The organism is Neobacillus niacini (genome assembly GCF_030817595.1).
Lineage (GTDB): Bacteria > Bacillota > Bacilli > Bacillales > Cytobacillaceae > Neobacillus > Neobacillus niacini_G.
The window spans coordinates 73236-86490 of record NZ_JAUSZN010000001.1 but is presented as its reverse complement, the minus strand read 5'-3'; the positions used below and the strand labels follow the sequence as shown (position 1 = coordinate 86490).

Here is a 13255-nt window from a genome sequence, read left to right as displayed (position 1 = left end):
TTTAAGCCATTCATTTTCATTAAAAGTGTGTTTCATCAATATCAATTTTTGATAAAGCATTATTTAAGCTATCTAACTCTTCAATTGTTAAAACAATATCAGCCCCGCCCAAGTTTTCTTCTAACCTGTGTAACTTTGTTGTACCTGGAATTGGAATAATAAATGGTTTTTGAGCTAATTCCCATGCTAATACAACTTGTGCAGATGTTGCATTCTTTCTTTCAGCAACCTTAGCAATTACTTCTAATAACATTTGGTTATGATCCATCACTTCAGGTTTGAATCTTCCCATGAAACTTCTGAAGTCACCTTTTTCATACTTTGTATCTTTTGTATATTTTCCGCTTAAGAAACCATTTCCTAATGGACTGTACGCAACAAAAGCAATCCCTAACTCTTCACAACTATCAAATAGTTCCTTTTCTGGTTCACGCCACATCATTGAATATTGATTTTCAATAGCTGCAATCGGACATACAGCATGTGCACGTCTCATGTAATCAATGGGTGCATTTGATAATCCCCATGCTTTAATTTTTCCTTCAGCCATTAATTTTTTCATCGTTTCAGCCACGGTTTCTGGTTCTACATCGGGATCGACACGATGTTGATAATATAAATCAATGCTATCAACTTTTAATCTATTTAATGAACCTACTAATTGTTCTCTAATTGATTGTGGTTTACTATTTAAAATATTTACAGGACGATCATTTACAATTTCTTGACCAGTAATTCCGAATTTCGTTGCAATCACGACTTGATCCCTTACTGGTGCAAGTGCTTCACCTAACAATTCTTCGTTCGATTCTCCATAAACCACTGCAGTATCAAAGAAATTGCAGCCAAGTTCAACAGATTTACGAATTAGTTTGATCATTTCTTTACGATCTGCTGGCTGCCCATAAGCATGATCCATTCCCATACAACCGAGTCCAATAGCGGAAACTTCCAGTCCACTATTCCCTAATTTACGCTTGTCCATTATATTCCCCCTACTTTTACCATACGATTATGCAATGTAGTTACTTTACCAGGAATTGTACTTTATTATTATGCAACAAATGATAACGCGACTGATATCCAATTCCTATCGAATCATTGCCTAATCCTCTCACCATACTTTCGCTACATAGTAAAGTGCATTACAATTGAGATATAAGAAAAGAACAAGGAGGTACCTATGTCTGAACAAATCCATAAATACCAGGGTGAACTTGCCAAACTCATTAAGCGTCACACAGGTCAGGATGGTGGTCATGGGACTGCTATTCCGTCTTTATTTTTCTCTCATTTCTCTGATGCAGCCGGACCATTTTACGGTGTTCATAAACCTTCCTTATGCATCGTCGTTCAGGGTATGAAGAAGGTCCTGCTATCACAGGAGCTTTATAGGTACGGACCTGCCGATTACCTTGTTACGTCTGTTAACTTGCCAATTATCGGGCAAGTAACGGAGGCTTCTTCCCAGGATCCATATCTGGCTCTTAAAATTGAGTTTACGCCTAATGAAATTTTAGAAGTTTTAGGAGATTTTCAAATCGGTGTGGGTAAAGAAGAAAATACTAAGAGAGGGATGTATGTCAACCTGATAGAGTTACCTCTGTTGGACGCGGTAGCCAGATTTGTTCGCTTACTTGACAATCCTGAAGATATCTCGATCCTTGCTCCTCTTATCAAAAAGGAAATCATCTATAGGGTTCTACAAGGGCGGCACGGTGCTGCACTAGGGCAAATTGCAGTAGAAGGAAGTTCTACCTATCAAATTAGTGACGCAATCGAACATATCATGAATAATTACGACCGGGCTATTCGGGTGGAGGAGCTAGCGGAAATAGCCAATATGGGTGTTTCATCGCTTCATAGACTTTTTAAAGAGGTTACCGCAATGAGCCCCATACAGTTCCAAAAACAACTGAGACTGCAAGAGGCCAGGCATTTGTTATTAACTGAGGCAGCAGGTGCTGCTGATGTTGCATTCCGTGTCGGTTATGAAAGTCCATCGCAATTCAGCAGTGAATATTCCCGACTATTTGGTTTACCACCTAAAGAGGATATAAAACGCCTGAAAGAATCCTATGATCAAAGGAAAAACGCGTGAAGAAAAAAGGAGCAGAGGCTTAAGACCACTGCTCCTTGTTGAAAATAACAGAATTACCTTAAGTGAGCTCTATCTTTTCCCTGCTTCTGAACAATTTTCAGAGCGTAATGTGAACCAGCGATATAAATACCCATTATAGATAAGTAATCAAATATAAATTCCGAAGTGGACCCATCAAAGCCCCAACCAAATGGATTATATATAGTAAGCTTGGAAACTATATCTCTCTCAAAAGATGCCTGGACACCATAAACAACAATCAACACAGCTATGACACGCAGCGTAATTGTCCGGATAATGCTTGGGTTTGTAATACCAGTCATTTTTCGCGCTGCATTGAGAATCGTTCCCCAGGACAATCCTATATGTATAGCCATGAAGATAAAGCCCCAGTAAGAAGTCAGAACATGTATCTGTCGCAGAATCATATCATTGTTTATTTGAGTAAATGGGAATATGTCTTGGGATATAGGTACAGAGCTTACCATCACCACAGTCATGGACAAAAGAAAAAGCAGATTGACCGCTAAGCTTAGGATACGTCGGACATTGTGCTTTCCCTTAAAAATTGTCTTATACCATCTCCGGTTTAAAATATTGTGGACAAGAAACAATACCAGCAGGGAAACTCCAATCAGTTCATGGATTGCATTCCCAGTAATATGGTAAGCCATCGCAACTAACATGAGAACTGTCATAGAAAAATCAATAACTAGTCTGATTAACAAAAAGTTCTCCTCTTTCTATTTTCTTACAACCGAGTCTAGTTTCTGATGTTAAGCAGGAAAGACAGTCAGCTATTCTCCTTATTAAAATGAATCATAAAAAGTGCCTTCTGGATCATTTCCTCCTTTGACATATCTGCAAGTAGCTCATACTCATCCTTCTGAGCATTCAGATTATTGCCAACCTCTTTTACCTCCCACTCCTCAATCGGAATACCCGCGATTTGGGATTCAGTATTTCCTTCATTAAAGCCAGCAATATTATCTAAATCAAAATCCTGCATCTCATCTAGTGTGTTAACGTAATCATCCCGTTCCTGATTTGCGTGGCAGGAAAAGCAGCGACCGATGTCCGCCTCTTCGTTCACCGACCCGTCTTCTGTAAACTCCTGGTATTGCCAATGGCCGTTCCGCATATCAGCCGGGTTCTGGTCAGCCCAACCATTCCGCTTTTCCATCACGAAGATTCGATCAAGTTCTTCATCCTGATAGATTTCAAGTGTAATAACAGTACCGCTGGGGATTGGCTCTCCGCTTTGGACAGCTTCGATTGCTTCACGACTCGTGTAAAGCTCTTCGTAAGTATTTCCACGAGTCACAGTTGTGTAGAGTACACCCTTTTCGTAGTTTTCAGGGAACTTGACTAGGCTAGTGCCAGCCCCAGAGGACGCCTGCTCGGAACTTTCATCAGATGACTCCTGTTGTGAAACTCCTTTTGTGCCGTTATTGCTGTTACAAGCCGTAAGAATTAGGATCATCAATGCAAGGGAATGAAATATTAAACGTTTCATACTGTTTTCCTCCTCCCAGTTGGATTCCTTTATAGTCATGGTAAATTCCATGCTTTAGGTGGATTCGCTAATCCTGTTTATTTTCTCACAAATAAAAAAGCAACTAATATCCTATTCCTCTTAGATGTTTGCCTAATCCTCTCCATTAGGGGGCTCGCAATAATTTGCACTCACAGAATTCAGGGGAAGTTTTGTTAGTAACTGGTATTGAAAGGTGGTGAAAGAAGAGCGCAAAACGTAGTGAAGGTCGTACTAAACTATGGTGAAGGTTACTTGAATAAGAATAAGCGATCCTTCGTTATTGAAGAATCGCCCCATTAGCATAAGAAGTCTATTTTTTTCTTAACGATTAAAAAAATACCAAACGCAGCAACAAAATTTAGCAATTGTTTCACAGTCTTTCAAGTTCATAATTTACTAAAAATGAAGAATGCGCTAATTTGAAGAGTACTTCTAATTGTGTGTATTACAAGGTGTTTGCTATTGTTAATTCCTGTTCAATACCACTCATGATCTCAAATGCTCCATCCGACTTATTGGAGCAAATAACAACCTTTATTGATAAGTCAGGATAATAAGCAGAATGAAAGCTCACACCAGGATCGTAACCCATTACATGGTATTTTAGGATATTGTTATCTGTTGTCTTCTTTATCCAAATACCATAACCATAGAAACTAGTTTCATTGACTTGTGTATGTATGGTTAAGAGCTTATTAGTATAAGTTTCATTTAAAAGCTGGTAATTTAAAAGTGCGTTCCATAGTATAGCCATATCATTAGCTGTTACAAATGCACCGCCATCGGAACCACCTTTTACAGGTAAAGAATAGATGTTGGTTTTCCAGGTTCCATCAGGATTATCAATATAGCCTAATGCAGTATTAGGCGGCAGGGAGTCAAATGAAAAGTATCCAGACTGCTTCATTTCAGCTTTATTGAAAATGTTTTTCTGAACATAATCAGAGAATTCAAGTCCACTTGCCTGTTCCACAATTAATCCTAATAAAATATATCCAGCATTATTATAGTGAAATGTTTCTCCTACCTTGGACATCATTGGATTATTTTGAAACATTGGTAAGAAATCTTTTAACTTTCTTATATGATACATAGGATTTTTAATCCAAAGCTCCTCAAAGTTATCCATTACATCCTCATCAAAATAATCCGGTATTCCCGATGTATGTGTCAGCAAATGATGGACAGTCACCTTATCATCAAAATGTTTAAAATTATTAGTAAGACATTCGGTCAATGTAGAATCAAAAGAGATCTTCCCCTCCTGCACAAGCTGACAAATGGCTATAGCCGTGAAGAGTTTACAACCAGATGCAATTCCAAAACGGGTAGCAGAATTATTTTCTAATTCATCTGAACGATTCGCGTAACCAAAGCTTTTATCTACTAAAACCTTATCCTTATCTTCAACAAATACCGAACCTGAGAAATCAACATTCCTTTGAATATTTGAAACTATTTCTTCTAACTTAGTGTTCATAGCTATTCCTCCAGATTTCAATACAATTCAATTATCAAAATGCCCCTATCAACAAAATAGACCAACAAATCTACTTACAATTTGTTGGTCTATTTTACCATATTACGACAGGACTGTCGTTTTTATCTGTAATTATTATGAATGGGTTGAAACAAGTCTTCTTCACTTTTTCGAACAACTGCAAAGTTGTCGACATTGTAATGCCCATGCAATGTTTTATTATGATGACCTATGATTTGTTCTGCAGTTAGAACGGATGAATCTCTTGTAGAATGACCATCTGCTGCTAAGGTCACATCAAACCCATTGATGGTCGCGGTTCTCACAGCCGAATCAATGCAGTATTCCGTTTGACAACCCATGATGACGAGGTGTTCGATTTCATGATCTCTCAAGTAATCTAGCAAACCTGTACCATAAAATGAATTAGTGGCTTTTTTATCAAAAATCATGGAAGTAGGAGGAATATTAATTTTTTGATGAACTTGAAACCCTTCTCCTTCACCGCCAGCCACATCTTTATCCCTTACAAAAACCACTAATACTTCTGCTTCTTTTGCCTTTTCAATGACCAAGTTAATATTTTTCAAGAGTTCCTCTTTACTAAAAACACTGCCCTCATTTTCATTTCCCTCAATCAATTCCTGCTGGGCATCAATTACGAGTAAAGCTTGATTCACTGTCAAAACCCCTCTCAACATAATTAGTTCAGGTCCTTCATAGCTTTGCAACAAACTCGTGTACTCGTTAATCATACTTCCCCTCCATGCTTAATGTCGATTATTTATTTACCATTCCATTAAAGAGGACTTAGAAACCCCTAATAGATTGCTATCCATTTAATCATCATAATTGAAGATTGTAAGGAAATTATGAATTAACGGTAATTTTTATGTGAATAATGACCATTATTCTAATTACTTATTTGCTGCATTCAAAAACACGAAATAAAGTTCCTGGTCCATAGCCATCCTTTACCTCATGCACCACAATATTCTGAAAACCTTTTGATTTAAGTAGATTGTTGAATTCACCTGGATAGTAAAGGCGCATAGGGAAATCCATAATCTCGGTTTTTTCAAGTTTGTCTCCTAGAAAAGACTCGTACTTCAGCTGAATGTTTAGTAAACTATTATTCTCATCAAAATAAACCTTTTTATATTCAACAATGGTCTCCTGGTCGAATGTTTCAGGTTTGTTTCTATCCATTCATGTATATCTTCTATTCCGTTATACCTCGTTATCGTTGTTAATAATATCTTTCCCTCATCCTTTAACACAGCTTTCAAATTATTAAGACCACGTTCTGCTAACTCATCAGGTAGTAATGAAAACGAACCAAATGGAATTAAGATTAAGTCATATTTTTTATCAGATTTAAAGACTTCTATTTTCTCACAGTAAACAGTTGGCGTCAGGTTTAACTGTTCCGCTTTTTGCCTACATACCTTTAGCATATCTTCTGAAATATCGAATCCCTCAATATCTACACCCTTTTCCATAAAAGGGATCAGCATTCTCCCATTTCCACACATGGGTTCTAACACTTTCGGTTGTTTTATCCTTAACAAATGAAAGATAAAACTCACCCGCAGTCGATTTATCACTTTCTTATACTTCTGCGCAAAGTTCTCCGTATTAATCTACCAATTCCATCTCTCCCAAAATGATATCTGATATTTATTTCTACAAGCCATATTACTATCCCTTTTTTTAGTTCGTAGAATATTTTCAAGCAGTATTGAATATTAGAATACGATGGCATATGAGAGTAATTGGGGTGATTTGCTTGAAAGTATTGGTAACTGGTGTAACGGGACAGTTAGGTTCAGCTTTGTTAAAACAACTGAAAAATACTGATTATGAAGTCAAAATAACATCGAGAAGAAAGCCGGAGAACGTAAATTTTGAGTGGGTTTATTGTGATTTTTTGACTGGTGAAGGTTTAGAAGAAGCTGTAAACGATGTAGATGTGGTTATTCATGCTGCAACAAGTCCAAGAAAAGATTCAGATATCATTGATGTATCTGGTTTTAATAAGTTTTTGGATACGTCTCAGCACATAAAACATTTCATTTATCCATCCATTGTCGGCATAGAAGATATTCCAATGAAATACTACCGGAATAAATATCAAGCTGAAGAACTGTTAAGAAACAGTTCTGTTCCACATACAATCGTTCGTGCAACTCAGTTCCATAGTTTTGTGGAGAATTTATTTTTATCCAAACCTCTTTTTAAAAGATACCTTGTACCTGGAGATATTAAAATTCAAAGTGTGGACGTTGATGAATTTGCAGCACATTTAATTCGAATGATTAATGTTGGGCCTCAAGGAAAAACAGAGGACTTCGCTGGACCAGAAATATTAACATTAAGAGAAATGGCTGAACTGAAAATAAAGGTTAATAATGAATCTAATAAAGTAGCAAGCCTCTCGTTCCCTGGTAAACTTTATAGAGCATTATTAAATGGAAAAAATACTAATGACCATCGGAAAGTAGGTAAAGTAACATTTGAAGAATTTTTGATAACTAAGGGGAATTAACGTTTCATAATTTCAGCCACAAACTCAGGATTGTGACCGAAAAAATTGAGACTACTAGGTTTGGGCCACAATTCATCTAGAATTGTGACCCAAAGTAGGTATCCTTTTGATTTCCGGTAACAATCCAGCTCTGATTGTATCCGAACCATTATTCTTTACAGATTTTCGGGCACAATCAACCCTTAAAATCTAAAAATGCTCTCTTCATTTTAAAGCCGCTGAGGCATAACGCCAGCCCCCAGTATGTGAAATATCTTCTGCTGTTTTGGCAGCACTTGTTTCACAGATAAATCCCGGTATTTCAGAGCCACCTTCCAACTGAACCCTTCCGATTCCAAGCGGAGATGGAATCAGAGAGACAAACGAGCCGAACTGGCTAAGTGGCATTTCCCAAACCTCTACTTCAATAGATGACCCTGGTTCGTTCAAGCGGATGAGGCCAGGTTTAGATGGTTGGGAAGGTAGTTTAATCATTTTGTATTGAGGGGCAGTTTTTGCTTCACGTATAAAGACCGCTCCATGTTCAATCATTTGCTTTTCAAGCGGAAATCCACGCATATGCAGTCCACATACCGCTACGAATGTCGTTTCCTTCTTTTGCAGCGAGCAGCGGTCATGTAAAAATAAATCAGCAAGCCCACAAATCAAATGCTCATTTGCACTACTAGAAAACAACGTAATTCCAAATGGTAGATTCTCTTCTGCAGCTTGTGCCGGAACCGCTACAGCACTTAGATCTAATAGATTGCAATGATTCGTATATAGCCCCATGAGACTGTTGGTTTCAATTGGATTGCTACGTACTTGTTCACGCGTCCATGTACCACCGCATGTCGGCATGACCAAAACCGCATTTTTTAACTGTTGATGGGCTTTTTGCTTAAATGCCTGAAGCTTGTGCATCGCTTTAAATAAAGAAGCAGCATCATGCTGTGGTTTGGCTCCGGAACGAAGGACTGTTTCTGTCACAGGAAAAGCGGCATTCTCATGTGTCGTAATAAATTCCCCTAATTCTGACCAGCGCTCAGCAACCCATGGTCCTTCATAAAGAATAGCGGAGGCTTCCCCTAAATAACTTCCATCGATGTATTCAATCGGGATACCCAATTTTCCGATGCGTGCAACCGCTTTTTCCCATGCCCTTTTGTACTCCTGAGCAAAGGGTCCGTAAAAAATAGGAGGTTCTTGCACCAAACAAATTTTTTCCGGAAGGGTATTCGGGTTACGTTTGATCGACTTGGACCATGGATCATTGCTTTCAAACCCACGTACCACTTCATCCACAAGTAAAGCATCGGAAAGACTATGAGCAAACACATTAATACAATCCAAGCTAGCACATGCTTTTACCAGACCTTTAATTGGCCACGCCCCAAGGCTTGGTTTATAACCGACAAGATTGTTAAGTGCCGCCGGTACACGGCCCGATCCAGCTGTATCCGTTCCAAGTGAAAAGGCGGCCATCCCTCGTGCAACAGAAACAGCCGACCCTGAGCTTGAACCACCGCTGATTAATTCAGGGTTCAACGAATTTTTTGTTTCTCCATAGGGACTTCTTGTTCCTACAAGACCTGTTGCAAACTGATCAAGATTCGCTTTACCAATTGGGATGGCACCCGCCTCAATTAATCGCGTAACGACTGTCGCATGCTCATTCGGTGTATAGGAAAATTCCGGACAACCAGATGTAGTAGGAATACCGGCTAAATCGATATTATCTTTAATGGCAAATGGGATACCCCAGAGCGGTGTTTGCTCTGGATCCATTTGCTTTAACTTCTCTAAATATGGTTTTATCCTTTCCATCGCAGGCGGGGTAATCCAAATATTATATTCTTTTTCTGCTTCTGCTCGAAGAACAACTTCCTGAATAACATCTTCTGGAGTAAGTTCTTTCGATTGATATTTTCCCTTCAGCTCAGGAATGGATAGCAGTTGTGGTACGTTTATTGATTTCATCCGAAGCACCTCGCCTTTCTTTTGTCATGGATATAATTAATTGACCACCATGAACCTCTTCTCCCGGTGTTACATGAACAGAGTGAATAAATCCGTCATATGGAGCAAGCTGTGGAAACTCCATCTTCATGCTCTCCTCAATAATCAGGGTATCGCCTTTTTTCACTTCTTCTCCTTTTGATACAAGAACTTTCCACACACTACCTGGCATCGTACAACGAACGGCTTCCACACCTTCTGGCAGTATTTCTTCTGTCGTTTCCGTCACCTCATGTTCGGAAATATACTCATCAAGACCCAAATCATGCCATCTTTCGCGCTCCTCATGAAAGGCAGCCTGTTGTGTTGTTCGGAAAGCATCAGCACTTTCTTTGATAGATTCTAAGAAACTGACATAATCACTAAGTTTAAAGGTCGTTTCGGTAATCTCCACTTCAAAACGTCCTCGTAAAAAGTCCTCACGCATAGTGAGAAGATCATCCGCACCAACTGGATAAAATTGAATTTGGTCAAAGAAACGAAGTAACCATGGCTTTCCTTCTATAAAACTCTTTGTTTGACGCAGACGATTCCACATTTGAACCGTTCTGCCGACAAATTGATATCCACCAGGACCTTCCATTCCGTATACACACATATAAGCTCCGCCGATGCCTACAGCATTTTCCGGTGTCCATGTTCGGGCAGGATTATATTTGGTGGTTACTAAACGGTGTCGTGGATCTGTTGGTGTTGCGACAGGGGCACCAAGATACACATCTCCAAGACCAAGAACTAAGTAGTTGGAATCAAAAACAACGTTTTTAACCTCCTCGATGGCGTCCAATCCATTTACACGTCGAATAAATTCTAAATTACTTGGACACCATGGTGCGTCGGGACGAACATTTTTTTGATAACGATCAATCGCAAGCTGTGTAGCCGGATCGTCCCATGAAAGTGGTAATCGAACAATACGGGACGGTACTTCCATTTCTTCAAGAGCAGGCAGCTCGCGATCAAGAGATGGAATGATACCACAAAGTTCAGAAACCGACATTTTTGTTGCATCAATATGGACTTGTAACGAACGGATACCTGGAGTTAAATCGATTACTGGAATATCCTTACGAGATTCAATGACCTGCATAAGTGCATTTACTTGGAAGCGGAGCATAAGATCCAACTCCATTTCTCCATATTCAATCAGAATGTTTTCATCACCATCTGCACGAATCATCATGGGAAAACGGCCGTCAGTACGCTCAACAAGTACTGGATAGTCTGGTGAAAATGGTGTAACTTCTGTTGGTAAAGTCGGAAGAACAGCGGAATCATATTCCCTTGTTCCAATATTATCCAAGTACTGTTCTTGTGTTTGACGCAGTTCGTTGGCTTCTTCTAATGATAATAGCTGAAAACGAATGGTGTCGCCTGCATGGAGTTGACCAATTTTCCAAAATTCAGCTGAAGCAGTCGTAACCGGACATACAAAACCACCAAGACTTGGACCATCTGGACCGAGTAAAATGGGCATATCTCCTGTTAGATCAAGAGTTCCAACAGCATAGGCGTTATCGTGAATGTTGGATGGATGCAAGCCTGCCTCCCCTCCATCTTCACGTGTCCAATGCGGAGCAGGACCAATTAACCGGACACCTGTACGTGAACTGTTAAAATGAACTTCCCAGCTCGTATTGGTTAATTGCTCGAGATAGTCAGGCATTAAATACTCTTCTGTACAGTGCGGTCCTGGAATCACACCAATTGTCCATTCCTTTGTTATAACAGGTTGAAAATCAGTAGGGAGTTCAGACGGTTCAGGTGCAGCATTTAAGTGAACCCGCAGCACATCGCCTGTTCGCAGTGCACGTCCGCCGTGTCCGCCAAAGCCGCCAAGCGTGAAGGTAGAGGAGCTGCCAAGGTACTGCGGCATATCTAATCCACCTGCTACTAATAAATAGGTGCGCATGCCTTGTACTGCTTCACCGAAGGATAGCACTTGACCTCGTTTGACATGAATGACTCTATACATGGGTACTTCTCTATCATCCAACTTTGCTTCCATATCAGCACCTGTCAAGCAAATGGACATCTCCTCCCGGAATCGATAGGCACCGCCACGAAGCGTGAACTCTAAGCCTGCAGCCTTTTCGTCATTTCCTAACAGCTTGTTTCCAATCCGGAAGGATAATGGATCCATGGGTCCGCAAGGTGGTACACCCACATCCCAATGTCCAATGCGCCCCGGAAAGTCTTGTACTGTCGTTTGAATCCCGCCGTCAAGTACTTCAATCGCACTTTCCGCTGGTGCAAAGTTCTTTAACATTTGTGTATGCACATATCCCAAACGGCAATCTTCTTCTTGTAACAAAGATTCTAAGTATTGTAGATTCGTAGTAATTCCATATAATCTTGTTTCTTTTAGTGCTGTAGTTAATTTGTCGATTGCTTCCTCTCTTGTATCAGCATGAACAATGATTTTTGCTAGCATTGGGTCATAGAACGAAGTGACGTTGATCCCGTCACGTACCCACGTTTCAATTCGAGCTTGTTCCGAAAAATGAATTTGGTCCATTTGCCCTCCGCTAGGACGAAAATCATTTAAGCAATCTTCTGCATAAATCCGCGCTTGAATACTGTGTCCTTTCGGAGTCGAATAAAGAGTATCAAGTGAACGCAACTCTCCTGCTGCTTCTCGAACCATCCACTCTACTAAATCAATTCCTAAGACTTCCTCTGTTACCCCATGTTCCACTTGAAGCCGTGTATTCACTTCAAGAAAATAAAACTTTTCTTCATCGGGATCATATAAAAATTCAACGGTGCCTGCACTGCGGTACCCTACTTCTAGAGCCAATCTCTTCGCTGACGCTAGCATTTCTTCTCGTACAGAAGAAGAGAGAAGAGGAGCCGGACTTTCTTCAATCACTTTTTGATTTCGTCTTTGAATGGAACAATCCCGCTCTCCAAGTGCTGCAACCTCACCAAATTCATTTCCGAAGATTTGCACCTCTACGTGACGCGCATTTTGAATATATTTTTCTAAAAATACACCACCATTGTTAAAGTTCGTTTCCGCCAATCTACATACCGACTCGAAAGCTTCACTTAATGCTGTCTCATCCGTACAGATTCGCATGCCGATACCCCCGCCGCCGGCTGTACTTTTCAGTATTATTGGATAGCCAATCTGTTCGGCTTCTTTTAACGCTATTTCTAGATCACTAATTAACGAGGTACCTGGTAAAAGCGGAACATTTGCATTTGTCGCAAGTTCACGAGCAGAGTGCTTTAAACCAAATAAATCAATTTGTTCCGGAGTTGGACCAATAAAAGCAATTCCGTTTTCTTGGCAGGCACGTGCAAAGTCTGCATTTTCGCTTAGAAAACCGTACCCTGGGTGAATTGCTTCTGCCCCTGTTTCAATCGCTGTTTTTAAAATAAATTCGGCGTTTAAATAACTATCTTTTGCCAACCCTTCACCGATTAAAACCGCCTCATCCGCTAGGTCAACGTGCAGACTGTCTTGGTCGGCTTTTGTATAGACAGCAACGGAACCAATCCCCATTTTTCGCAATGTTCTTTCTATTCGAGTGGCAATAGCGCCGCGGTTTGCAATGAGTACTTTTTTAAACATGATCACACGCT

Annotated in this window: 10 protein-coding genes; 2 read left to right on the top strand and 8 right to left on the bottom strand. The window is 39.9% G+C overall.

What is annotated here, in order from left to right:
- Nucleotides 1-19 precede the first annotated feature (19 nt).
- On the bottom strand, nucleotides 20-985 hold the full coding sequence (locus tag QFZ31_RS00540) for an aldo/keto reductase (RefSeq protein WP_307299941.1): 966 nt from the start codon (nucleotides 983-985) through the stop codon (nucleotides 20-22).
- Between the two features lie 198 nt (nucleotides 986-1183).
- On the opposite strand from QFZ31_RS00540, the gene QFZ31_RS00535 reads away from it, so the two are divergent.
- Nucleotides 1184-2101, top strand: coding sequence for an AraC family transcriptional regulator (locus QFZ31_RS00535; RefSeq protein ID WP_307299939.1), 918 nt, complete (start codon nucleotides 1184-1186; stop codon nucleotides 2099-2101).
- Between the two features lie 53 nt (nucleotides 2102-2154).
- Here the strand turns inward: QFZ31_RS00535 and QFZ31_RS00530 are convergent, their stop codons facing one another.
- The 5 genes from QFZ31_RS00530 to QFZ31_RS00510 all read right to left on the bottom strand — a co-directional run bounded on the left by QFZ31_RS00530 (nucleotide 2155) and on the right by QFZ31_RS00510 (nucleotide 6725).
- Nucleotides 2155-2829, bottom strand: coding sequence for a DUF4405 domain-containing protein (locus QFZ31_RS00530; RefSeq protein WP_307299938.1), 675 nt, complete (start codon nucleotides 2827-2829; stop codon nucleotides 2155-2157).
- A 65-nt stretch (nucleotides 2830-2894) separates the two neighbouring features.
- Nucleotides 2895-3617: a cytochrome P460 family protein gene (locus QFZ31_RS00525; protein ID WP_307299935.1), complete on the bottom strand. Its 723-nt coding sequence runs from the start codon at nucleotides 3615-3617 to the stop codon at nucleotides 2895-2897.
- A 466-nt stretch (nucleotides 3618-4083) separates the two neighbouring features.
- On the bottom strand, nucleotides 4084-5118 hold the full coding sequence (locus QFZ31_RS00520) for a serine hydrolase domain-containing protein (protein WP_307299933.1): 1035 nt from the start codon (nucleotides 5116-5118) through the stop codon (nucleotides 4084-4086).
- Nucleotides 5119-5240: 122 nt separating this feature from the next.
- Nucleotides 5241-5798, bottom strand: coding sequence for a cysteine hydrolase family protein (locus tag QFZ31_RS00515; RefSeq protein WP_307311292.1), 558 nt, complete (start codon nucleotides 5796-5798; stop codon nucleotides 5241-5243).
- Between the two features lie 441 nt (nucleotides 5799-6239).
- Nucleotides 6240-6725 carry a class I SAM-dependent methyltransferase gene (locus tag QFZ31_RS00510; protein WP_307299931.1) on the bottom strand — a complete coding sequence of 162 codons (486 nt, stop codon included), beginning with the start codon at nucleotides 6723-6725 and terminating at the stop codon, nucleotides 6240-6242.
- Nucleotides 6726-6907: 182 nt separating this feature from the next.
- Here QFZ31_RS00510 and QFZ31_RS00505 point away from each other — a divergent pair, with 182 nt between their 5' ends.
- Nucleotides 6908-7666, top strand: a complete 759-nt coding sequence (locus tag QFZ31_RS00505; RefSeq protein WP_307299928.1) for an SDR family oxidoreductase — start codon at nucleotides 6908-6910, stop codon at nucleotides 7664-7666.
- 204 nt (nucleotides 7667-7870) lie between these two features.
- On the opposite strand, the gene atzF is transcribed toward QFZ31_RS00505, so the two are convergent.
- Together atzF and uca are read right to left on the bottom strand one after the other, a co-directional pair.
- Nucleotides 7871-9625, bottom strand: coding sequence for an allophanate hydrolase (gene atzF / locus QFZ31_RS00500; RefSeq protein ID WP_307299925.1), 1755 nt, complete (start codon nucleotides 9623-9625; stop codon nucleotides 7871-7873).
- Entirely contained in the window at nucleotides 9585-13244 is a 3660-nt protein-coding gene (gene uca / locus QFZ31_RS00495) for an urea carboxylase (RefSeq protein WP_307299921.1), read from the bottom strand. Before uca ends, atzF begins: the two co-directional genes overlap by 41 nt.
- Nucleotides 13245-13255: the final 11 nt, after the last annotated feature.